The 23,089-nt window shown below is 59.8% G+C and carries 25 protein-coding genes; 13 read left to right on the forward strand and 12 right to left on the reverse strand.

What is annotated here, in order from left to right:
- Positions 1-111 precede the first annotated feature (111 nt).
- The 9 genes from FY112_RS19545 to FY112_RS19585 all read left to right on the forward strand — a co-directional run bounded on the left by FY112_RS19545 (position 112) and on the right by FY112_RS19585 (position 10,183).
- Positions 112-1,560 (forward strand): M20 family metallopeptidase, encoded by a 1,449-nt coding sequence (locus tag FY112_RS19545; protein ID WP_131623548.1) that lies wholly within the window; start codon positions 112-114, stop codon positions 1,558-1,560.
- Positions 1,561-1,704: 144 nt separating this feature from the next.
- Positions 1,705-2,838, forward strand: coding sequence for a transporter substrate-binding domain-containing protein (locus tag FY112_RS19550; RefSeq protein WP_151519078.1), 1,134 nt, complete (start codon positions 1,705-1,707; stop codon positions 2,836-2,838).
- Between the two features lies 1 nt (position 2,839).
- Positions 2,840-3,463, forward strand: coding sequence for an ANTAR domain-containing protein (locus FY112_RS19555; protein ID WP_062940271.1), 624 nt, complete (start codon positions 2,840-2,842; stop codon positions 3,461-3,463).
- A 188-nt stretch (positions 3,464-3,651) separates the two neighbouring features.
- Complete coding sequence (locus tag FY112_RS19560) at positions 3,652-4,497, forward strand: nitrilase family protein (RefSeq protein ID WP_151519079.1); 846 nt, start codon at positions 3,652-3,654, stop codon at positions 4,495-4,497.
- A 29-nt stretch (positions 4,498-4,526) separates the two neighbouring features.
- Positions 4,527-5,675, forward strand: a complete 1,149-nt coding sequence (locus FY112_RS19565; protein WP_151519080.1) for a substrate-binding protein — start codon at positions 4,527-4,529, stop codon at positions 5,673-5,675.
- A gap of 51 nt (positions 5,676-5,726) precedes the next feature.
- On the forward strand, positions 5,727-6,560 hold the full coding sequence (locus FY112_RS19570; protein ID WP_131628866.1) for a branched-chain amino acid ABC transporter permease: 834 nt from the start codon (positions 5,727-5,729) through the stop codon (positions 6,558-6,560).
- Positions 6,553-8,310, forward strand: a complete 1,758-nt coding sequence (locus FY112_RS19575) for an ATP-binding cassette domain-containing protein (RefSeq protein WP_131708736.1) — start codon at positions 6,553-6,555, stop codon at positions 8,308-8,310. Before FY112_RS19570 ends, FY112_RS19575 begins: the two co-directional genes overlap by 8 nt.
- Entirely contained in the window at positions 8,303-9,010 is a 708-nt protein-coding gene (locus FY112_RS19580; RefSeq protein ID WP_131643725.1) for an ABC transporter ATP-binding protein, read from the forward strand. Before FY112_RS19575 ends, FY112_RS19580 begins: the two co-directional genes overlap by 8 nt.
- A 12-nt stretch (positions 9,011-9,022) precedes the next feature.
- Positions 9,023-10,183, forward strand: a complete 1,161-nt coding sequence (locus tag FY112_RS19585; protein ID WP_151519081.1) for an amidase family protein — start codon at positions 9,023-9,025, stop codon at positions 10,181-10,183.
- Between the two features lie 108 nt (positions 10,184-10,291).
- Here the strand turns inward: FY112_RS19585 and FY112_RS19590 are convergent, their stop codons facing one another.
- Together FY112_RS19590 and FY112_RS19595 are read right to left on the reverse strand one after the other, a co-directional pair.
- Positions 10,292-10,732, reverse strand: a complete 441-nt coding sequence (locus FY112_RS19590; RefSeq protein WP_131640575.1) for a DMT family transporter — start codon at positions 10,730-10,732, stop codon at positions 10,292-10,294.
- A complete protein-coding gene (locus FY112_RS19595) occupies positions 10,729-11,211 on the reverse strand; it encodes a DMT family transporter (protein WP_131640574.1) in 483 nt (160 codons plus the stop codon). Before FY112_RS19595 ends, FY112_RS19590 begins: the two co-directional genes overlap by 4 nt.
- Positions 11,212-11,477: 266 nt before the next feature.
- Between FY112_RS19595 and FY112_RS19600 the strand changes: the two genes are divergently transcribed.
- Positions 11,478-12,323, forward strand: a complete 846-nt coding sequence (locus FY112_RS19600) for a pirin family protein (RefSeq protein ID WP_131643723.1) — start codon at positions 11,478-11,480, stop codon at positions 12,321-12,323.
- A gap of 60 nt (positions 12,324-12,383) precedes the next feature.
- A complete protein-coding gene (locus FY112_RS19605) occupies positions 12,384-12,602 on the forward strand; it encodes a hypothetical protein (RefSeq protein ID WP_131623566.1) in 219 nt (72 codons plus the stop codon).
- Positions 12,603-12,703: 101 nt separating this feature from the next.
- Here the strand turns inward: FY112_RS19605 and FY112_RS19610 are convergent, their stop codons facing one another.
- The 6 genes from FY112_RS19610 to FY112_RS19635 all read right to left on the reverse strand — a co-directional run bounded on the left by FY112_RS19610 (position 12,704) and on the right by FY112_RS19635 (position 17,936).
- The gene (locus tag FY112_RS19610; RefSeq protein WP_131623568.1) at positions 12,704-13,027 is read right to left on the reverse strand and encodes an RpiR family transcriptional regulator; all 324 of its coding nucleotides are present in this window, start codon (positions 13,025-13,027) and stop codon (positions 12,704-12,706) included.
- 32 nt (positions 13,028-13,059) lie between these two features.
- On the reverse strand, positions 13,060-14,082 hold the full coding sequence (locus FY112_RS19615; RefSeq protein WP_131623570.1) for a Gfo/Idh/MocA family oxidoreductase: 1,023 nt from the start codon (positions 14,080-14,082) through the stop codon (positions 13,060-13,062).
- A 29-nt stretch (positions 14,083-14,111) separates the two neighbouring features.
- A complete protein-coding gene (locus FY112_RS19620; protein ID WP_131628860.1) occupies positions 14,112-14,909 on the reverse strand; it encodes a TIM barrel protein in 798 nt (265 codons plus the stop codon).
- A 25-nt stretch (positions 14,910-14,934) separates the two neighbouring features.
- Positions 14,935-15,735 (reverse strand): ATP-binding cassette domain-containing protein, encoded by an 801-nt coding sequence (locus FY112_RS19625; RefSeq protein WP_131628859.1) that lies wholly within the window; start codon positions 15,733-15,735, stop codon positions 14,935-14,937.
- 2 nt (positions 15,736-15,737) lie between these two features.
- Positions 15,738-16,859, reverse strand: a complete 1,122-nt coding sequence (locus FY112_RS19630) for an ABC transporter permease (RefSeq protein ID WP_131643722.1) — start codon at positions 16,857-16,859, stop codon at positions 15,738-15,740.
- Between the two features lie 129 nt (positions 16,860-16,988).
- Entirely contained in the window at positions 16,989-17,936 is a 948-nt protein-coding gene (locus FY112_RS19635; protein ID WP_151519082.1) for a sugar ABC transporter substrate-binding protein, read from the reverse strand.
- Positions 17,937-18,150: 214 nt separating this feature from the next.
- On the opposite strand from FY112_RS19635, the gene FY112_RS19640 reads away from it, so the two are divergent.
- Positions 18,151-19,143, forward strand: a complete 993-nt coding sequence (locus FY112_RS19640; RefSeq protein ID WP_151519083.1) for a LacI family DNA-binding transcriptional regulator — start codon at positions 18,151-18,153, stop codon at positions 19,141-19,143.
- A 165-nt stretch (positions 19,144-19,308) separates the two neighbouring features.
- On the opposite strand, the gene FY112_RS19645 is transcribed toward FY112_RS19640, so the two are convergent.
- Entirely contained in the window at positions 19,309-20,055 is a 747-nt protein-coding gene (locus tag FY112_RS19645; protein ID WP_151519084.1) for an NADPH-dependent F420 reductase, read from the reverse strand.
- 100 nt (positions 20,056-20,155) lie between these two features.
- On the opposite strand from FY112_RS19645, the gene FY112_RS19650 reads away from it, so the two are divergent.
- Positions 20,156-20,524 (forward strand): helix-turn-helix domain-containing protein, encoded by a 369-nt coding sequence (locus FY112_RS19650; protein WP_131628854.1) that lies wholly within the window; start codon positions 20,156-20,158, stop codon positions 20,522-20,524.
- Between the two features lie 369 nt (positions 20,525-20,893).
- On the opposite strand, the gene FY112_RS19655 is transcribed toward FY112_RS19650, so the two are convergent.
- The 3 genes from FY112_RS19655 to FY112_RS19665 all read right to left on the reverse strand — a co-directional run bounded on the left by FY112_RS19655 (position 20,894) and on the right by FY112_RS19665 (position 23,034).
- A complete protein-coding gene (locus tag FY112_RS19655; protein ID WP_017958083.1) occupies positions 20,894-21,427 on the reverse strand; it encodes a GNAT family N-acetyltransferase in 534 nt (177 codons plus the stop codon).
- A gap of 19 nt (positions 21,428-21,446) precedes the next feature.
- Positions 21,447-22,265, reverse strand: a complete 819-nt coding sequence (locus FY112_RS19660) for a bifunctional allantoicase/(S)-ureidoglycine aminohydrolase (protein ID WP_017958082.1) — start codon at positions 22,263-22,265, stop codon at positions 21,447-21,449.
- Positions 22,266-22,380: 115 nt separating this feature from the next.
- Complete coding sequence (locus FY112_RS19665; protein WP_026158397.1) at positions 22,381-23,034, reverse strand: glutathione S-transferase; 654 nt, start codon at positions 23,032-23,034, stop codon at positions 22,381-22,383.
- Positions 23,035-23,089 lie beyond the last annotated feature (55 nt).

Consider the following 23,089-nt stretch of genomic DNA (forward strand, 5'->3'; position numbering starts at 1 on the left):
GGTCGGGCGCCGCCATCCCGTTTCGACAGTCAACAGGAGATCCGGCAGGCAGTCCTGCCGGGTCCGGTGCAACACGTCCCTGTGGCGGCAGGGCAGACAGCGAGGAATACCATGAATCTTGACGCGATCAGCTCCATTGCCGCGACGGTCGAAAAAATGAAGCCGGATTATATCGCTCTCAGCGACAGTATCTGGGACTTCGCGGAGTTGAAATTCGAGGAGCGGCGCTCGTCGCAATTGCTGGCAAGAACGCTCGAGGAAAACGGCTTTGCCGTGCGCCGCGGCGTGGCAAACATGGAAACGGCCTTCATCGGCGAATCCGGCAGCGGCAAGCCAGTGATTGCTTTCCTCGGCGAATTCGATGCCCTGGCCGGAATGAGCCAGACCGCCGACCTGGCCGAGCCTCTTCCCGAGGCGGCGGGAGCAACCGGCCACGGCTGCGGGCACAATCTGCTTGGCGTCGGATCGCTGATGGCGGCGGTTGCGCTTGCCCGCCACCTCAAGGAGAACAACCTGCCCGGGACGGTGCGCTATTACGGCTGCCCGGGAGAGGAGGGCGGTTCCGGCAAGACCTTCATGGTTCGCGCCGGCGCATTCGATGACGTCGATGCCGCCCTGACCTGGCATCCGGCTCCGTTCAACGGTGTTCGCTCGACGAACAATCTTGCCGTTCTCGAATATTACTATCGTTTCAGGGGTGTCGCGGCACATGCTGCCAACAGCGCTCATCTCGGCCGCTCGGCGCTCGACGCGGTCGAACTCATGAATGTCGGCGTCAATTTCCTGCGCGAACACATGCCGCAGGATTGCCGCGTTCACTACGCGATCACCGACACCGGCGGCAGAGCCGCCAATGTCGTGCAGGCCAGCGCCGAGGTTCTCTATCTGATCAGAGCGCCTGACATGCCGCAGGCACTTGAGCTTGCCGGGCGCGTCGAGAAAGTTGCACGAGGTGCGGCGATGATGACCGAAACCGAGGTCGAGATCGTGTTCGACACGGCTTCGACGAACCTTCTTCCCAACATCACGCTGGAAACGGCAATGCACGAGAACATGGTCGCACTCGGGCCGATAGCCTTCGACGAGGCCGACATCGCCTTTGCCAGGAAAATCCAGGATACCTTCACGCAGGAAGCGATCAGGAGCAGCATCCGTCTCTATCAGATCAAGGGCGATGTGTTCTCCAACGCCAAGGTCGATGGCTCGACGCCGTTGCACACCGGTCTGCGCGATTTCGAAGGACAATCGCATTTCCGGGCCGGATCGACCGATGTCGGCGATGTCAGCTGGGTGACGCCGACCGCGCAATGCTGGGCGCCAGCCTGGGCGATCGGCACCAATCCCCATACCTGGCAGGTCGTCGCGCAGGGAAAAAGCCCGGCCGCGCACAAGGCCATGGCGCATGCGGCCAAAACGCTTGCCACGACGGGCTTCGCCCTGATGCGGTCATCCGACCTCCTGGCAGCCGCAAAGGCCGAGTGGCGGGAAAAGACCAGCGGCAAAGCCTATGTGTGCCCGATCCCCGACGATGTGATGCCTGCATCCGTTCACAGCCGGTAGTTCCCGTCTCCGTCGGCTGTGACAGCGACTGCATCGCACCCGCTTGCAGGATCCCATGAAAAAGCACTAAGGGTATGGAAGTCGAAAGTGCGGAACTGAGGCATTCACCGCTTTCGAACCTCCAACACGTCGGAAAAGGCAAAGATGAAAAGCTCCGAATGGCGGGTGGGAGTGCTGTTTTCCAGAAGCGGAATTAGCGAAATTACGGAAACCGAGCACTTTCTTGGCACCGCACTTGCGATCGAGGAAGTCAATGCGGCGGGCGGCGTGCTTGGCAAGCCCATCGTTCCGATCGCATATGATCCTGGCGGGGATCAAACCGCCTATCGCAATCTGGCCCGGCGACTTCTGGCCGATGACGACGTCAACATCATTTTCGGTGCGTCGATGTCAGCCAGCCGAAAGGCGGTGCTGCCGATCGTCGAGCGGCACAACGGACTGCTGTTTTATCCGTCGATGTATGAAGGTTTCGAATATTCGGAGAATGTGGTCTATACCGGCGCCACCCTCAATCAGAACACCTTCGCGCTCGCGGAATACCTTCTCCGCCACCACGGACGCCGCATCCTCTTCGTCGGCGCGGATTATATTTATCCGCGCGAATCCAATCGGGTGATGCGGGATGTGGTAGAGGCAAAGGGCGGCGAAGTCGTCAGCGAACGATATCTTCCTCTTCATGCCGACGAACAAACCTTGCGTTCGGTTATTTCCGATATCGTTCGTCTCAAGCCCGATGCCATCTTCTCGACGATCATCGGCCGGCCGGCGCAGCGTTTTTATCGCATGTATGCCGAGGCCGGGATCGATCGAACGCGCGTCCCGATTGCCAGTCTGACCATGGCCGAAAGCGAGATTCGCGAGATCGGAGCCGACGCTTGTACCGGCCATATTCTGTCGGCGACCTATTTCCAGACGGTCGAGAACGAGGCGAATGAGCGCTTCGTAGGGGCATTCAAAGCCCGCTTCGGCCAGGACTTCACCACCAGCGTCTGGTCGCAGCCGGCCTATGCGCAGGTTCACCTTTTCGCCCGCGCGCTTGCCCGGGCCGGCTCGCTTGAAACCCATCGCATTTCCGAAGAAATTCTCCTGGAAGATTTTCTTGCTCCGGAGGGCCGGATCAATTTCGACGCCGATACCCGCCACCTCTGGCTGCATCCCCGCATCGGCGTGGCGCGCGCCGATGGACTTTTCGACATTGCCTGGCAGGCGCCTGGCCCGATCCGGCCGGATCCCTACCTGACGGCTTCGCGGTTCGAAGACGTTTGGCTGGAGGCCTGAGATGGCGGGACCGAGCAGGATCGTTCAGGATCTGCGGCGCGCACGCGTTCTGGTCGTCCATCCTCGCGACGAGGACGGCGACGTGCTGATCGCCCACCTCAAGCGCCTTGGCTGCGAGGTCCGAGCCACCTGGCCGCTTCCGCCAGCCTTGCCTCCCGACGTAGACACCGTCTTCCTGCACGTCGAGGATGTGCATGTCGAGCATGCGCTGCAGATTATCGACCTTCAGCAGACGGCGATCATCGCCATCGTAACCTATGAGAGCCCGACCGCTCTCCAGGCGATCATCGATCTCAATGCCCACGGCGTGATCAGCAAACCGTTGCGGCCGCTCGGCATTCTGACGCAATTTGCGCTTGCACGTTATCGGCATAGCTACGAAAAACGGCTCGCCGGCAAGGTGCAGAAACTTGAGGAAACCTTGAAAAGTCGCCGGCTGGTCGAAAAAGCCGTTTCGGCGTTGCGGGTGATGAATGGTCTTGACGAGGAGGCGGCCTATAAGCTGTTGCGCGATCAGGCGACGTCAAAGCGCGTTCCGATGGCGACGATTGCCGAATCCATCATTGCCGCGCAAGACACCATGAAAAGCCTCGGACTTTCCATCGGCCCAAAAACTCAACCTTAAGTCGCCGAACCTGTGCACCCTGAAAATGCCTGCTGAAGCGGCTTGACGGTCACATTCTTTCGTGCAAGCCTAAAGACAACGAGCAGGTTTGCTCGGCGGCAGGGCTGCCGCATTCACATCATGGCTATGTAGCCTCTGGTTCACGGATTGAATTCCGTGCCAGAGGTTTTTTGCGTTTGGAGACAAGATTGACCGTCAAGACCTCAGCCGCACGGACGGTAACCGTCGCAACCGTCCAATTCGAACCGATCGTCGGTGATCGCGCCGGTAATCTCGCGGCTATCGATCGGCTGGTGAGGTCGGCAAAGACCAGGGGCGCAGAGATCGTCGTTCTGCCGGAACTCGCCGATAGCGGCTATAACTTCCGTGACGGCGACGAGGTTGCCGCATTGGCCGGCCCGGTACCCGGCGGCCCGAGTGCCGAGACGCTCTGCCGTCTTGCCGAGGAGCTTGGGCTTTACATCGTCAGCGGCGTTGCCGAGCAGGATGGCGCCCGGTTTTACAACAGCGCTCTTCTCTGTGGTCCCGAGGGATATATCGGCAAATACCGCAAGCTTCATCTGTGGAACAACGAAAACCGTCTGTTCAGAAAAGGCGATCTCGGGCTGCCGGTATTCGACCTGCCATTCGGCCGTATCGGCATCGCTATCTGCTACGACGGCTGGTTTCCGGAAACATTTCGTCAGTTGGCGCTGGCCGGCGCCGAACTGGTCTGCGTCCCCACCAACTGGGTACCGATGGCCGGTGCGGAAAGCGTTCCCGAGCCGATGGCCAATATCCTCCACAAGGCGGCCGCCCACACCAATGGTCTCTACATTGCCTGCGCCGACCGGATCGGCATCGAGCGCGGCCAGTCCTTCATCGGCCGAAGCCTTATCGTCGGCCCGCAAGGCTGGCCCGTATCTGGTCCGGCCAGTGCCGATCGCGAGGAAATCCTCCTTGCGCATATCGATCTGTCGAGCGTGACGGAAACCCGCACGCTCAACAGCTTCAATCATCTGCTCGGCGACCGCCGAGCCGATGTCTACGGGTAACATCGACCCACTCAAGAAAGGGGAACAAAATGCAAATGAAAACCATAATCCTGACGCTGGCATCTGCGGCATTCGCCACCGCAGCTTTCGCCGAGGACCCGATCAAGATCGGCGTGCCGGTGGGGCTGTCTGGCGCAAACAGCGTGATCGCGCCATCCGTCGTCCAAGCTGCGGAGCTTGCCGTCGAAGAGATCAATGCCAAAGGCGGCGTGCTCGGGCGGCCTCTGCAGCTTGAGATTGCCGACGACGCATCAGGGGCCGCCGGCGCGCAAAAGGCCTTCGATTCCCTGGTTTTCCAGAAGGAGGTGAACGTCGTCATCTCCATGGAGACGAGTGCTGCGCGCAATGCCGGCCTGCCGATCATTTCCAAGGGTGACGTGCCATACATCTACACGTCTTTCTACGAAGGCAAATCCTGTAATGCCAATCTTTTCGTCGATGCCTGGGTTCCAGAACAGCAGGTGCCGCCTGTCGTCGACAATTTCATCAGCAAACAGGGCGCAAAGAAGTTCTTCCTGATCGGTTCGGATTATGCCTTCGGGCGCGGCATGCTGACCTTCGCCAAGGGCTATATCGAAAAAGCCGGCGCTCAGATCGTCGGCGAGGAATATCTGCCGATGGATGGCAGCGACTGGACGGCGATCATCTCCAAGCTCCGCTCCTCCGGCGCCGATGCCATCATCACCTCGACGGCCGGCGGCGCACCGAACGTGACCTTGACCAAGCAGTTGCGCTCGTCTGGCGTCATCTTGCCTTACGGCAATCTCGCGGTCGACGAAGGCACCGCCAAGAGCATGGGCACGGATGCCAAGGACATTTTCCTCTCCGCATCCTACGTGACCGGCATCGACAGCCCGGAAAACAAGGCTTTTCTTTCGGCCATGGAAAAGAAGTTCGGCAAGGAACTGCGCACACCGAACGATCTTTCGGTACCGCAATATGAAGCGATCTACCTTTACAAGGCAGCCGTCGAAAAGGCCGGCAGCACGGATACGGCGGACGTGCTCAAAGCCCTTCCTGACGTATCCTTCACCGGTCCGCGCGGCAAGATCTCCATGAACAAGCAGCACCACGCGCCGCTGACGATGTATCTTGGCCAGGTCAAGGACGACGGCAGCGTTGCAGTCGTCGATAGCTTCAAGGACGTCGATCCTGGCGATCAGTGCCCGAATCTCTGAAACCAGCGTGGCGGGGCAGGGCGCCCCGCCACCAGCATCGGAGTTCTAGAAATGACGCTCTTTCTCGATATTGTCAGCACTGCGGCCATTCTCTTCATCGTTGCCGCCGGGCTACTTGCGATCTTCGGCGTGCTGAAGATCATCAATTTCGCGCATGGCGCATGGCTGACCATCGGGGCTTACTGCGCTGTCGTCGTCAGCGGGTTCGGCCTCAATCCGTGGCTTGCCATTCCCTTCGCGTTTCTGGTCGGCGCGATCCTCGGCGGCGTTGCCGAACGGTTCATCGTGCGACCTCTCTATCGCCGCCCGCTCGATGCCATTCTTGCAACCTGGGGCCTTGGCATCGTCATCGGCCAGTTGATCACGCTCTGGTTTGGCCGTGATGTCCAGTTCACGCCGGCGTTGCTGCCCGGCACCTTCGATCTCTTTGGCGCCGGCTACTCGGCCTACCGTCTTTTCGCGATTGTCGCGGCTGTCGGTCTGGGGCTCGGCTTCACCTTGCTGCTCGATGGGACAAGGCTTGGTCTTTCCGCCCGGGCGGTCATCATGAATGAAACGCTGGCGCGCGGACTTGGTATCGATACCGAAAAGGTGCGGCTCGCGACCTTCATGATCGGCACCGGCCTGGCGGCCCTTGCCGGCGTACTGCTCGCGCCGCTGACCAGCGTAGATCCCAATATGGGTGTCGCCTGGCTGACGGGCGCCTTCATGCTGGTGATGGTCGCAGGCTCTTCTTTCGGCGCGCTTGCCGCCGCCTGCCTCATCTTCGGGGCCGCTCAGGTGCTTGTCAGCATCTATTTCAGTCCAATCCTCGGCGGCATCAGCGTCGCCGTCCTCTGCGCAATCACACTGCGCATACGTCCGAAGGGATTTGCCCGTGCGTGACAGACAAAAACTCCGGCTTGTCCTTCTTCTGGCGCTGGCGCTCACAGCTCTCCTCTTGATCGTCTTCGGACCGATGTTTCTCGGCCGCTTCAGCCTCAACGTACTGACGCGTTCGATGATCTACGCCATGCTGGCGATCACCGTCGACTTGCTCTGGGGCTACACGGGTGTTCTCACCTTCGGGCAGGCGGCATTCTTTGGCGTCGGCGCCTATGCCACCGCCATGGTCCTTACCCATATCGGCGCAAGCCCGGCGCTTTTCGTCGTCGCCCTTGTCGCCGCCGTGCTCGTTCCGCTCGTGCTTGGCCTCGCCGTCGGCTGGCTGTCGTTCTATCACGGATCGACACCGCTCTATGCCACCGTGATCTCGCTCGTGGTGCCGATCGTCGTCACACAGCTCGTCTTTTCGGGCGGCACCTGGACTGGTTCCTCGAGTGGCCTCGTCGGTTACGAAACCCTCCCGCTCGGGCTTCCCGGCTATTTCCGCCTGTCGGGCGCGTGCCTGCTGGCCTTGGCTGTTCTTGCAATAGTCTTCGTCCGGTCGGACGCCGGCCGTCTGCTCGTGGCAATCCGCGACAACGAAGCCCGCATCGCCTATCTGGGCATGAACCCCGCCCGGCTGAAGATCGTCCTGACGGGCGTTTTGGCTGGCGTATGCGGCCTGGCCGGCTTCCTTTATGCCAACGCGTCCGGTGTCGTCGCTCCTGAAAACACCGGTTTCGTTTTTGGAACCGAACTCGTCGTCTGGACGGCGCTTGGCGGCCGGGGAACGATTATCGGACCCTTGTTCGGTGCAATCGGCATCGATTATCTGAGCGCCAGCCTTTCGGGCGATCTGCCCTTCCTGTGGCAACTGATCATCGGTGCGCTCTTCGTCGCCATGATCATTCTTTTGCCGGGCGGCCTCGCTTCCTTGGTGACGCGATTCCTGCAGTCGGCGAACTCCAGCAGCACTCTGAAGTCCTTGCCGACGCGCATCGTCGCCAAGGATGGAGCGTTGGCAGGCAAAAGCCTTCTGTCGATCCGCGGTCTCGGCAAGTCCTATGGCAGCTTCTCCGTCCTCAAGGGCATCGACCTTGAAATCGGCGCCGGAGAACTCGTCAGCCTGGTCGGCCCCAACGGCGCCGGCAAGACCACGCTGATGCGTTGTCTGTCGGACGGTACCCAGCAGATCGAAGGTCAAGTGGATATCATCGGCACGAATATTGCCGGTCGTGCACCCGAACGGATCGTCGCCCTCGGTGTCGGCCGCAAATTCCAGGTTGCCAGCATCTTCGACAGCATGACCATCGGCGAATGCCTCAAGATGGCGCGTTTCAGCCGCGAGAGACCCAACCCGATGCGATCGCTTGGCGAGATCATGCTGCCGGCCGCGGCAGCCGAGATCCTGACGCTTACCGGCATGGCGGATATGCTGGACAAGCCGGTCTCGCTGCTGTCGCATGGTCAAAGGCAGGCTCTCGAACTGGCGATGGTCGTCGCTCTGGAACCACGCATCATTCTTCTCGACGAGCCGACCGCGGGTCTTACCAAGACCGAACGCATGACCATCGGAACCATCCTCAAGAAACTAACGGATGAAATGGGCTTCGCCGCCATCTTGGTCGAACACGATCTGGATTTCGTGCGCGACATATCGAGCCGCATCGTGGTTCTCCACCAGGGCAAGCTCGTTCTCGACGGCACGGTGAATGACGTGGTCAATTCCGAAACGGTTCGCACCATCTACGCAGGAGGCGCCCATGGCTGATACGTTCAAACTCAAGCTCAGCGGCGTATCGAGCGGATATGGCGCGGTCGATGTCGTCAATGGCGTGTCGCTCGCCATCCGGCCGGGCGAGATCTTCGCTCTCATGGGCAAGAACGGCATGGGCAAGACGACCCTGCTGAAGACGATCCTTGGCTTCCTGCGTGTCGGCAAAGGCAAGATCGAGGTGGACGGTGCTGGTATCACCGACAGGAAGCCCGCGGAGCTGATCGCTTCCGGCATCGGCTACGCTCCTCAGGAATTGCCGTTGTTTCAGGATCTCTCCATCCGCGACAATCTGCGCTTGGCGCTCAAGGGCGATCGGGATCTGGCATCCGCACTGGAGCGGGTTTACGGTTATTTCCCGTTCCTGAAGGACCGGCTGGCACAGAAGGCCGGCACGCTATCGGGCGGGGAGCAGAAAATGCTGATCCTGGCGCGGGCGCTGATGCTGCGTCCAAAACTACTGCTGATCGACGAAATCTCCGAAGGCCTGCAGCCCTCCGTCGTCCAGAACATCGCCAAGGCATTGAGGGACGACCGCGAAAAGCGCGGCACGACCATTCTTCTCGTCGAACAGAACCTGGATTTCGCCCTTTCGGTGGCGGACCGCTGGGCCATTCTCAAACTGGGGGCGATCGAAGACGAAAGCCCCAATGGTCCCGATAGCCGCAGCCGTGTCCTGCAACATCTGAAGATTTAGGGAGCGGGGCAAGTGCGGGACCTATGGAACGCTTTCATGCCCTATCCGGATGCGGATGTCGGGCACGCGGCCATCGGTCCGCTTTCCGGCCTTCGCCTGGCGGTCAAGGACCTTTTCGACGTTGCCGGCTATCCGACCGCGGCCGGCAATGCCGCGGTGCTTGCTGCCTCCGGCATCAAGACATCAACGGCGCCCCTGGTCCAGACGCTACTTGATGCCGGCGCTTGTTTCGTCGGCAAAACCAATACGGATGAGCTCGCCTATTCCCTTATCGGCGGCAACATCCATTTCGGCATGCCGATCAATCCGCGCGATCCCCACCTCATTCCCGGCGGATCGTCGTCGGGCTCAGCCGTCGCGGTTGCCGCAGGCTTCGCCGATATCGGCCTTGGAACAGACACGTCCGGCTCCATCCGTCTGCCCGCCGCCGTCAACGGCCTCATCGGCTGGCGGCCGACACATGGAAGCCTCGACGACAGGGCGCTGCGTCCGCTGGCGCCAAGCTTCGATGTGCCGGGCTTCGTGACGAGAAGCCTGGAACCAATGGCCGCGCTGATGAGCGCCGTCGGCATGCCTGCGGTAAATGACCCGCCACCATCTATTCTCGTTCCCGAGGATATTTTCGCAACCATTGACGGCGCGGTCGCCGACGAGATGATCGCCAGCCTTCGATCAGCGGGCATGCCTGTTCGCAGGACCAATGCTATCGCCTCGGTCAGCCTTTCCGATCTTGCTTTGGCGTTCATCACCATCCTGCAAAGGGAAGCCTGGGAAAGCAACAGAACACTCTTCGAGCGGAGCCCTGAAGCCATTGCGCCCGATATTGCGGCGCGTCTTCTGTCAGGATCTCGCCTGGACGACGAAGAGGTGCGCGAGGCAGGCAGTATCCGCGAACTTTTTTCCGCGGAGATCGACGCGTTGCTCCGTGAAAATGTGGTTGTCGCTCTTCCGACCTTGGCCATGAACCCGCCAAGGCGCGATGCAGAACCGGAAAGCTTCGCCGCATTTCGTTCCGCCTGCATCAAGCTTTTGTGTCTCTCGGGCCTTGGCGGTTGCCCACAACTGGCTTTCCCCATTGTCAATTGCGCGGGAAATGTTTCGCTTTCCTTGTTCGGCGCAAGGAGCGCCGACAGGATGCTTATGAATGTGGCCCGGCAATTAACGGCTGAGTGAACGAGCAGATGCGGCGGGGAGCCATTCCCCACCGTCCATCCGCCCCTTGCGACCGGCCGATGAAATTGCCCGGTCGCAAGGGCAGCGTAATCGCAGCACGGCGCTTGGCTATTGCGAGCCGCCGGCTTTGCGTCGTCTCCGGCTGACCATCATTCCGCCGACGATGAGAACAATTCCGGCCGCGTTCGCCCAAAATGATGCTGGAACGGCGCTGATATAATCAAACGCTACCCCTGTTACCATCTGGCCACCGATGATCAGCAGAGCCGAATTCACCGCTCCGATGCGAGCAATGACCCAACTGCCCGCCGCCACGAAGATGACGCCGATAGGACCACCCAGATAGGCATACCAAGGCGCCTCGGCAGCACCCGCGGGAAGCAGACCTCCGACAACGAGACCAAGGCAGGTGAGGGCAGCAAAGCCTATGGCATGGTTCCAGAAGGATGCGATCAGCGGCGTGGTCGATATGCTCAACCGCCCATTGAGCTGACGACTGAGGCCGACGAGCACACCGCCCAGGCAGGCCAGGAGAATGAACACTGTCACGCCGCACCTCGCCCAAACAGGATGATGAGCGCAGCCCCCGTGACGACCAAGCCGAGCGCTACGATGTCTTGTGTATCTGGACGCCGCTTTGGCAGACCGAACAGTCCCCAGCTGTCGGCCGCGACGCTGAAGGCGACTTGGCCTGCCAAACCCAAAGCCAAGGTGCCGGAGAGCCCGAGCGGTGAGTTGACCGCGGTCGAGGTCAGAATGACCGTTGCAGCGCCGGATATCCCACCGAGATAAGCCCACCAAGGTGCATTGGGCGCTTTACCTACCAACGGCGTGCGCCGGCGGTGGACCACCAGGAGCAGAATGACGGCTGCGATGATGCCTGTGCCGTGCGCCGCCCAAGATGAGAACAGGGGATTGCCATAACGGGCCAATTCCCCATTGAGGTGCACCATGAAAGTCAGGAGCCCGCCCGTGGCAAAAGCTCCGATGAAGTAGATGGGATGCGAATTACGTGCTTCGGTGGTCATTGCAGATCCTGTCAAAGAATCGATTGCGCCCGATATTTTTCAAATTGCCACTACAACGCCGCGTCTTTTAGACGCGCAAAGGACGCTGCAGCACTCGCCTGGACGAATGCGTCGACCATGGTTCCTGATTAGGACGGTACGTCTCAGCGGATTTCCTGCCTGGCGTCAATCGTGGTCCGACAAACATCCTTTCCATTGACGTGCCCTTCCGGCAGATGGCTAATGGCCGGGTGTGTCGTCACTGCCTTGCAAGCATGGAGGATGCAATGCTGATCAAGGGCGAACGAACATTCGTGGTGCGGGATGCGGGAGGCTTCGTCGCACATGTCAACATGCCGGGCTGGTTGAAGCCGAAGCCGACCGATCACGGCCAGGGCCCTCTCGCCATGGTCGTTGAATCCATCCTCGATCCTGGCCGCCTGATCGCCATGCACGAGCACCGGAACGACGAGATCATTTCCTGGGTGCCCGAAGGCGTCATGCGTCACGACGACAGGGCCGCTGGCCGACTGGTGGTTGACCGCGATCATCTGATGGTGATGAATGCCGGGGTCGGCTTCTGGCATTCCGAAGAGACGCTGGCATCCGATCCGCCTCTGCGGATGCTACAGATCCTCGTTCGCCCTTATGCGGTCGATCTCGAGCCGAAGATCCAGCACGGGCCGATGCCAGCTGCCGCGGCAAACGTCTGGCGGCACCTGGTCGGGCCGGAAGGGGAGGGCGCGCCCTTCTATGTCCGCAGCGCGATCGACGTCTTCGATATCCGGCTGGACGCGGGCCTACGGGTGGAATTCCCGCAGAAACGAGGCCGAGACCTCTATTTCTATGTCTTCAGCGGTTCCGTAGTTGTCAATAAGGAGACGTTCGCCGAAGGCGAGCAGGGGCTGCATTTATCGGATGACAAGCTCGAAGTAGAGGCGCAGAGTGCAAGCACGTTGGTCGCGTTTCTGCTCGACCCGAACGCATCTATCACCAGGCAGGGGACTGTCGGCGACCACAAGAAGATCCCGCCGGCAATCATCATTCGCGCGTTCCTGCGATGGAGGAAATTTCGCCATATGTGGCGTCGTCATCTTTCGCATCGCCGCTCGAAGACCGAAAGGGCGATATGAATGGAACAAGGATGCCCCTAACGGGTTTCGAACCTTAGCGTTCAATAGGAGGAGCATTTCATGCCTACGGTTGCCGCCACACCCATCACCCCACCAGACCAGCACGTTGTAACAGCGCGCGAAGCCATCGAGCCACTTTATGAGAAGCTTGAGCTGCAAACGGAATCGCTGGTCCTGTCTGCGGCGCTGGAAGCGGGATGGTCCTCGGATGAGGCAACCGAGGCATTGGCGACGCTCAGACTGCAGGACGCACTTTCCACCCTTGGACGAACGACCTGACCGACAACCCTCCGAGAATAATCGATATCTCTGGCAACTCCGACAGATCGGGTTGCGCTGGCAGATAACGCACTAATGAATGCGCCAGCGGCGACAGGCATCTACCCATCGCTGCCGTTTTTCGTACCCGACCCGGGCAACACAGACAGGCGGCGGCGCAACTCATTTCTGAAAATTGCGCGTGCCTGCGCGATTTCGTGGAAGCCGATATGCGCAACAAAGCGCATGACCGTAGAGACGGACACGCCGCAGTCGTCCGCGATTGAGGTCGTGCTACCAAAGGCCATGAGTTCCGGTTTGGCCAGGACCCTCTTCGCCACATTCTCGACGCGAAGAGGGAAGGTGACGTGGCGGGAAGCGATGGCCGACTTCAGCTCTTCGAAACTTGCCGGCGGGCTGTTCAGACTGCGGATATGCTGCGGCATTTCTTGGCACACTCCGTCTTTTGCGATCCGGCCTAGAGACCGGAAAGCTGGATCGTCCTGCGCTCGGTAACCGACGTGATGCAGGCGAGCGCGATGGCAAGCGCATTGCGGGCATCTTCACCGGTCGGGCCAGTGACGGTGCCCGTCCTTATGGCCTCGACGAAGGAGGCGAGCTGGGCGGTGTAACCGTGGACAAAGTGATCCGTGTCACGCCGCCAGGTATCGTTCGAAACTCCGTTCTTGTCGTAGAGCGTCATCGAGGAACGGCGCACGTCACCCATCGTCACCATGCCCCCGGAGCCAAAGACCTCGCCGCGGATGTCGTAGCCGTACATGGCGCAGAAATTCGCCTCCGCCACAGCGATCGAACCGTTGTCGAAGCGGATGGTGACGACGGCGGTGTCGTGAAAACCCTTTTTGGCAAAGTCCGGCACCACGAGCGCATCGGCAATCGCCGTCACCTCGATCGGGGTTGCTTTCGGGTTCAGCCACAGCAGCGTGTCGAAGTCGTGGATCAGCGTCTCATAGAAGATCGTCCACAGCGGCGTCTTTTCCGGATTGCCGTCGTAGGGACCCGGGTCTCGCGTCAACGAGCGAAGAAGTTGGACGGAACCAACTTTGCCAGCGTCGATCGCTGCGCGGCCCTCGTAAAAAGCCTGGTCCCAACGTCGATTGAAGCCAACCTGGAGCGGCACCTTCGCAGACTTTGTGACAGCGATAGCCTCGTCTGCTTCCTCGAGCGTCAGCGCCATCGGCTTTTCGCAGAAGACCGCTTTTCCGGCCCGCGCGGCTTCCACGACGACGCTCGTGTGGAAACGCGCCGGCGTGGCGATGATGACGCCATCGATCTCCGGATTGACGAGGAGCTCCGACACGCTGGTATAAGCTTTGGGTGCATCGAGCGCTGCCGCAAGTTTTTCGGCAGCGCCCGGCGCCGGATCGGCGACGGCGAGCAAATTGGCATCAACCAGGCGCCGGGCGACGCTTTCGGCGTGGAACGAACCGATGCGGCCGGCGCCGATGAGAGCGAGATTGACGGGACGGTGGGCGGGCATGGAAAGCTCCTGAAAATGCTGTTGTCGGATCAGAGGGAAAACGCGTCGCGGAAACGGGAAAGCGCCAGCTCGTCATCGCCGGATGGCCAGGCTTCCATGCCGATCGTCCCGCGGTAGCCCATCTCGTTCAGTGCGCGTGCAATTCCCGGATAGTTGATTTCGCCGGTGCCCGGCTCCTTGCGGCCGGGAACGTCGGCGACCTGGATTTCACCGATATGTGGAAGAGCGGTGCGGCAAAGCTCGATCAAGTTCCCCTCACCGATCTGTGCGTGGTAGAGGTCGAGATTGAGCTTCAGCGACGGTCGGTTGACGGCTGCGACCAGTGCAATCGTGTCGGCAGCCTTGGCAAATGGCGTCTTCGGGTGATCGACGGCCTCGTTCAGGTTTTCGAGCACGAAGGTGACGCCTTCCTCCTCGCCGAGATCAGCGATACGGTTTAGCGTATCGGCCGCCTTCAGCCACATGGCGCCGGTGACGACCTCGGACTTGACCACGGGCAGGCCCTGTCCATCGAGCCCCGTGCCGTGCAGATTGAGGCGTGGGCAATTCAATTCCTTGGCGACGGGGATCGACAGGCGCGCTGTGCGCAGAAGCTCATTCGCACCTTCCTCGTCTGCCAAAGTGCCGGTCACGTATCCGGTCATCGACGAGAAAGTGGCACCGGACTTTGCGATCGCCTTGATATCGTGTTTCGTCCAGTTCCAGATTTCCGCCTGGAAGCCGAGTTCGGTGATGCGTTTCAGCCGATCAAGGACGGGCAGGGCGCGAAACACCATTTCAGCGCAAATTGCGAGCGTGAAAGGCGATGTTTTTAGGATCATGGTCATTTCTGCTTCCCAATGCTTTTATTGTTCAGATCGTCCCGCCGAGCTCATGAGAAATCACTTGCAGTTCCTTGCCGCCGGCCATGAGGTTCTGCAGTTCCTCGAGAGAAATCTCGCTCTTGTCGAAGGTGCCGAGCGTCTTTCCACGATTGAGAACCGTGAAGCGGTTACCGACAGCAAAGGCGTGGCGGACATTGTGTGTAATGAAGATCACACCAAGGCCCTTCTGCTGGACCTGATGGATGTACTTCAGCACCATGGAGGTCTGGGCGACACCCAATGCGGACGTCGGCTCATCGAGGATGAGCACCTTGGCTCCGAAATAAACGGCCCGCGCGATCGCCACACATTGCCGCTCACCGCCGGAAAGGGTGCCGACCGCCTGGTTCGGGTCGCGGATATCGATGCCGATCTTGTGCATCTCCTCGCGAGTCACCTCGCTGCAATACTTGAAATCGACATGGCGAAACGGAGGAATGCCCTTTACGGGTTCGCGTCCCATGAAGAAGTTTCGCGTGATCGACATCAGCGGGATCATCGCCAGATCCTGATAGACGGTCGCGATGCCAGCATCGAGTGCATCGCGCGGACTGCTGAATGCGACCGGTTTGCCCTCGACCAGGAAATCGCCGCCCGAGGGACGGACCACACCCGAGAGCGTCTTGATGAGTGTGGATTTCCCGGCCCCGTTGTCGCCAAGCAGGCAGAGCACCTCGCCCCGCGACACCTTCATCGAAACGCCCGAGAGCGCAATGACGGAGCCGTAATGCTTGACGATATTCTTGACTTCAATGACGGGCGGAGCGGTTTCCGATTGGTTACCAGTCATGATCAGCGCTCCCCTGTCACTTTGCGGCGAATGAAATTGTTGAAGAGAACGGCCAGCAGCAGCATGGAGCCAAGGAACACCTGGAACCAGTCCGAGTCGAACTTCGTGTAGGTCAGGCCGATCGAGACGAGACCGAAGATGATGGCGCCAAAGAAGGCGCCGATCGCCGAACCATAACCACCGGTCAGCAGACATCCGCCAATCACGGCAGCGATGATCGCCTCGAATTCCTTCTGAAAGCCACGACGCGCGTCCGTCGAGCCGGCGTCCAACACTGTGATGATGGCCACAAGCGCGGCGGCGCAGGCCGTGAGCGCGAAGAGCCCTGTCTTCACGCGATCGACCGGTACGCCGGAGTTTCTAGCTGCGTTCGGATCGCCGCCGGCGGCAAAGACCCAGTTTCCGATCCGGGTGCGCAGAAGAACCCAGGTGGCGAGCCCGGCAATGGCGATGAACCAGACCACGGACACCGGCACGCCCGTGACTTTCGGAACGCCGTTGTCGAACTTCTCGATCAGGCCATGGGCTGCAAGCCAGCTGAAAAGATCCTGGAAGGCGACGCCTGAGAACAAGCGCTTCAAGAGACCGTCGCCGACGACCGCACCGATGCCGCGAAGCTGCGTTGAGCCGCCTGTCGCCCATTTCAGGCCAACAAGGGTTAAACCGCGCAGAATAAAGAGGAAGGCAAGCGTGACGATGAACGACGGCAGCCGTGTCCTGATCACGATCTGTCCGTTCACCGCGCCCACGGCGGCTGCAAGCAGCATCGTGATGATAATGGAAATCCAGAGCGGTTGGCCGAAATTGGTCAGGGCAGCACCGAAGATCAATCCGGCGAAGGCCACCATGGAGCCGATCGAGAGATCGAACTCGCCACCAATCATCAGCAGAGCTGCCGCAATGGCGAGAATTCCCAGCTGTGAGGCCGGGGCCAGGATCGTCATCACACCTGAAAGCGAAAACATCGAACGGTCTGCGGTAAGAAAGAAGAACGTCACCACCAGGATGAGGCCAGCAACCGCACCGAGCTCGGGCCGACGCATCATATGTGTGAGAAAGCCCACCTGTTTGATGCGCTCGTCTGAGTTTGACGCATCTCCTATTTTTTGCTCGATCGGAGCCATGATACTTACCTCCCAATAGATGCAATTCGCCGAAGCGCCGAGGGCATTCCTCACGACGCACGTCGCCTGTCGAACACCCCCTTCGAAAGCGGAGGGTGTTCGACAATCAAGCCTTTCGGCAGTCGTGGATTAGCGGATGCCCTTTGCCGATAGTTCGACGACCTGGGCTGCCTTTTCCTTGGTGATCAGGTTCGGACCGGAAGGCACATTGCCGCCGGGGATCAGGCCGTATTTCGCATAGTTTGCGAGAAAGACGACAGGCAGATAACCTTGGAGGAACTGCTGCTGATCGATGGCGAAAGCGGCTTCACCGGATGCGACCGCCTTCAAGAAGTCCGCCGAAAGGTCGAAGGTCGCAACCTTGATCTTGCCGGTCATGCCGGCATCGGCAACGGCTGCCAGCGATGGTTCACCGGCCGTGCTTGCGCCAAGCGCCATAACGGTGTCGATGTCGGGATTCGAGCTGAGCGCCGCCTTCACCTTGGCCCGAACGTCGGCCGGATCGTTGGAGACGGGTAGGACCGTAACGGTACCCGCAAAACCATCGGAAAAGCCCTGGCAACGCTGATCGAGGGAGACGTTGCCGACTTCCTGGTTGACGCAGATGGCAACCTTGCCGCCCATTTCCTTGAGCTTTTCACCCGCTGCCTTGCCGGCGCTGAATTCGTCCTGGCCGACATGGAGAAGCGCTCCGAGTGACTTCGAGACATCGGAGCCGGAATTGATGGAAATGACCGGAATGCCGGCGGCGACAGCCTTTTGTATCGACGGGCCCAAGGCGGACGAATCCGGGATCGAGACGATCAGACCGGCTGGCTTCTGGTTGACGGCTGCGTCGATCAGCTGGCTCATGGCCACCATGTCGAAGGTTTCCGGTGCGCGATAATCGATGCTGACACCGGCATCCTTGGCACCGGCGCTCACCCCGTTCTTGACAACAGACCAGAAGGGGTCGTTGGCCTGGCCGTGCGTTACGGCGATGATGTTGATATCCTGTGCGATGGCAATGCCAGATGCAGCGCCAAGCGCGCCAACCATGGCAGCGCCCAGCACGATTTTACGAAGAAACGATTTCATAAAAACTCCTCCCAAAGGGTGTCCCGCACCTCCCAGCGCGAGAACCACCAAAAACGCCTCAGACGGCGCGTCCTCCAAAGTTGCTACCGGGTGCATATTTTTGCTACCGGTAGCAAACGTGCATAGCTATAAGATTCTTGCTAAGAGAAATCAACCATTCATTTCGCATTCCAGCAGAAATGGAATAAACGTTTCGAAACGGAGAGGTTCGACTATGAAGCGAGCGACGGCGCAAAACGTGGCGATGGAGGCCGGCGTTTCAAAGTGGACGGTCATCCGCGCATTTACGCCGGGTGCATCGATCACGGAAGCAAGCAAAGCCAAAGTGCTGGAGGCGGCAGAGCGGCTCAATTATCGGCCGAATCTCTTGGCCAGGAGCCTTGCCACCAATTCCACACATCAGGTCGCGGTTCTCGTTGATGACTTCGCAAACCCGCACAAGCTTCCGTTTCTTGAAAAACTGACCGCCAGCCTGCAGGCGGAGGGGCTCGTGACCATGTTGATCAATATCAATCAACACTACAACCACGTGCACGCCATATTGAATGCCGACCAGCGGCAGGTTGATGCGATCGTGCTCTTTGGTACGGCGTTTCGGGACGAGATGTTGACAGATCATAAGCTGGGACGCACTGGGCCTCCGATGTTTGTTCTCGCTCGAGATAGCCAGATCGAAGGTGTTCCCGCGATCTCCTGCGATGCGGTCGTGGCGATTGCCGAGATCGGCAAGCACCTATTGGAAAGGGGGTATCGGAGACCGGGATTTATGGCCGGGGCGCGTACATTGTCTACAGCGCTTGGCAGACGGAGAAACTTTAAGGAGTTCTGGCGAACCGCTCGCGGCGTCGAGCTCGTCGAGATGTCTGCCGAGCGCTACAGCGCAGAAGCCGGCGCGCAGGCCGCCCGGGACTATCTGTCCAAAGTCGCGCCGGAAGACCGGATCGATGTTCTCATGTGCGAAAACGATGCCCTCGCGTTCGGAGCGATGGATGTTGCCCGGAGCGAGTTCGGGTTACGTGTCCCCAACGATCTCGCCATTGTGGGCTTCGACAACGCTACCCCAGCAGCGTCACCGGCATACGGCCTTACAACCTACGAGCAACCCACCGACCAGATGGTCAAAGCGGCAATAGATATGATTCTGGAAAGAGCGCCGAGGGAGACGGTTAACTTCAAAGGCAAGCTTGTGGTGAGAGATTCGGCCTGATTGATCAAGCAATAGGATAGACCAAAACGGATTCGGGCAAAATCCTGCAGGCGGAGAACCACATCGTTCAAACAAATATCTCAAGAAAGTGAGCGCTTTAACGCGTAGGCTCGCTAAATTAGAGACGCTGGGTATCTGATGAGCGGTGTCGTTGGTTCATTGCCTTTACGCTGGGGCATTGTTCTCCCGATTGGAGGCGATGACATCGGCGTGCTTTGGATTGGGGCCGAGTGCCGCGAATTGTTCGGGCAATTTATCCCGCGTTGCAGCGGCCTTTCCCTTGACGGCCTGAGCAAGGGCCTTGCGCGTCTTCTCGACGTTCCAGTCGCAGCAATAGACGGGCGTCGACGGCTGCTGGCGCCAGGACTCATCGAGAGACCCTGAATCGACGGGATCGAAACCGACCTCGTCCACGATGCCCATTACGATTCTTTTCTGAGCCTCGTCGTCGCCCGCAACGGCAGCTGCAATGCGATCGGGTGCACCGACCGGACGCCCGCCATCGGCAAGGGTCGCAGCCAGAATATTGTTGAAGGCTTTGATAACGCGGCGGCCAATCTGGTTCGAAACCCAGACGCTTTCCGGCAATCCGTCGTCGATCGCGGCAATGTGCGGATCGCGCATGCCAGGATAGTAGTTGCCCGTATCTACGACCGGGACGTTGGCGGGAAGATTTGCGAATAGATCCTGCGGAAGCTCTGCAACGGCCGGGAATGGGGTCGACAAGATGATCATATCAGCGCCATCCACCACGCCCTGTGCATCAACCGGGGTGGCGCCGATGTCAGCAGCGAATGCGTTGAGCTTTTCGGAGGGTTTTGAATTGGTGATCCTGACATCATGCCCTGCGGCGGCGAGCTTGCGTGCGAGGGTACCGCCGATATTGCCGGTGCCAAAGATGCCGATTTTCATATGTTATTCCTTCCGTATTTCTGTACTAATGGAAATAGGAGCAGATAGCTAAACAGGCAAGAACCCACCTTTTGGTGTGTTACTGCCGATTGAGGTATGTATGCGGACTGAGCACGACTGGAACTGCCAGGATCCCGAGCAGCGAAAGGTATGGGCTGCGGCGACCAGTGAGGCGCTGCGGGTTCTCGAAGGCAAGTGGAAGACTGTCATCATTTGCCAGCTGTTTGCAGCGCATGGTCCCCTCCGCTTTTCTGAGTTGGAACGGCGTGTCGACGGCGTGAACCAGAAAATGCTCATCCAGCAACTGAAAGAGCTTGAGAAAGACGGAATAATCATGCGAACCGTCTATCCGGAGGTGCCTCCCCGGGTAGAGTACAGCTTAAGCAGCCTTGGCGTCGCGCTCGGCCCGGCGATGGAAGCGTTGATCGACTGGGCTCTACTGCGACGCGCTGGCATGAACGATGACTGAACGGCGAAGGATTGAAGTCCGCAGAAGGAAGAACATCGACGCTGAAGAACGGCTGCGGCCGCGAGAACGCCGTAAGCGAGCGCTGCCAGTGCCAATATCTGGAACAGGACATTCACACTCGCTTCGAACCAGATAACAGCCGACCAGCCAAAGAAGGCCGCGCTACGGTTGATGGTGACTGGTCATCAACGGTGAACAGACGGTCGCGTGATCGCGATGAAAAGCATAGTCTAACGAAATGCGGTTCGCCGATCGCGCGTACGCCTGTACAATTACTCAGTTCCATAAGATAGATTACGCCACTTTTGCAACTATAAGTTTTTAATATGTGAGCCGCTCGTAGCAGTTGATGTCGAAAGGCGCCTGGCTTCAAATACTGTTTGGTGATCGCAGCTCGTAAAGCACGTGATGACGCAATGGATGCCCCTCGGCGAAATTGGGATGATTGAACTCCCCGATCCGGCTCATCCCCAGTCGCGTCATCAAACCCCAGGAATTGCTGTTTGCGGGCACTGTGAAGCTGACGACGCGGTCAAGCTTCAGCTCGTTGAACGCAAAGTCGAGAGACCGTTCCGCGGCCTCGCGCGCATATCCGGCGCCGTGCCGAGAGGCTGAAAGCCGCCAACCGATTTCGACTGCCGGGGCAAATGACAAAGCAGGTGAAATCTTGGCGAGGCCGCACATGCCGATCAACTGGCGGCTTGCCTTCTCCTCCAGCGCCCAAAACCCCCAGCCATGATCCTCGAAGTGCCGGTCGATACGGTCGAGCATCGCATCCGACTGTTCGTCGGTCAGAGGATTGAGATATCTGACAACGTCGGGCTCGGCATTGATCGCAGCGAAGGGCTTGCGATCTTGCGGTCGCCAGGGTCTCAAAATCAGACGTTCGCTTTCGAGCCTCATCGTCCCTCTGCGATAGATCCTACCAGAGCGTCATATGACGGTTGACGTCCTTGTAGAGCAGGTAGCGGAACCGGCCGGGGCCGCCGGCGTAACATGCCTGCGGGCAGAAGGAGCGCAGCCACATGAAGTCTCCGGCCTCGACCTCGACCCAATCCTGGTTCAGCCGATAGACGGCCTTGCCCTCCAGCACATAGAGACCATGCTCCATGACATGGGTTTCCATGAAGGGGATCACGGCACCCGGCTCCAAAGTCACGATATTCACGTGCATGTCGTAGCGGACATCGGCCGGATCGATGAACCGGGTGGTCCCCCAGCGTCCGTCTGTGTCCGGCATTGCCGAGATGGGGTGCTGGTCCTCATGCGTGAGGATCGCCGGCGGCGGCTCCAGCCCCTCGACCTCCTGAAAGGCCTTTCGAATCCAGTGGAATTTTGCCGCCGTCGAACCGCTGTTTTTCAGGCGCCAGACCGAACCCGCCGGAATATAGGCGAACGAACCGGAGCGCAGCGCATGACTGACGCCATCGAGCTCCACCGTCATCTCGCCTTCGACGGCGAACAGGACCGCTTCGGCCCGCTTGTCGGGCTCCGGCCGATCGCTTCCGCCGCCGGGCTGAACCTCCATCACATATTGCGAGAAGGTCTCGGAGAAACCGGAGAGCGGCCGGGAGAGAACCCATGCCCGTGTCCCCGTCCAATGCGGAAGGACGCTGGTGACGATGTCGGTCATGACGCTGCGCGGGATGACCGCATAGGCTGTGGTGAAGACGGCCTTGCTGGAAAGCAGCTCGGTTTGCGGCGGCAATCCGCCGAGTTTGGAATAATAATCTCTGTTCATCGGTCCAGGCTTCGCGGCATGTGGCACTGCATCTGCTTTATGCGCCGCTCACCTTCCAGGCAACTCTTAATTCGGCCCGTGAAAATCGATGGGGAGCCGCCCGGCCGGGTTTCCGTCAGAACTCGACTTCCAGTTCGACGATCTCGTCCGGCTCGACCATCGCGCCTTCGGTCCACTCGCCCATCAGCGGCCAGGACAGCACCGTTTCGACATAGGCTTCGAGCTGCGGTTCGAGCTCCACCGCATAGGTGCGGAAGCGGGTGCAGACCGGCGCATACATCGCATCGGCCACGGTCGGCGCGGTCCCGAAAAGCCACGGCCCGCCGCTTGCCTCGAGGCATTCGGTCCAGATCGCCTTGACGCGCTCGACATCGGGCCGCGCGCCCGAGAATATCTTGAAGCTCGCATGCCGCGCCTTGAGGTTCATCGGCAATGCCGAACGCAGGTTATGGAAACCCGAATGCATCTCGCCCGAGACCGACCGGCAGCGCGCGCGCGCCGCCCGCTCGGCGGGCCAGAGCCCGGCAGCGGGCGTCACTTCGTGGAGATATTCGGCGATCGCCAGCGTGTCCCAGACCGTCACGTCGTCATGGGTCAGCCTCGGCACCAGAACCGATGGTGAAAGCAGCAGCAGTTCCTGGCGCGCCTCGTCATCCATCTCCACAAGCACTTCGGCGAAGTCCAGTCCCGCCATCCGGCACAGCAACCAGCCGCGCAGAGACCAAGAGGAGTAGTTCTTCGAGGAAATCGTCAGTGCAGCTTGCGACATCGGGCTCGTATCCTTGTCGGACAATGTTGCTTCTTCCTCGATAATCTTCTCGCAT

The organism is Rhizobium sp. PEPV16 (assembly GCF_008919455.1).
Taxonomy (GTDB): domain Bacteria; phylum Pseudomonadota; class Alphaproteobacteria; order Rhizobiales; family Rhizobiaceae; genus Rhizobium; species Rhizobium leguminosarum_Q.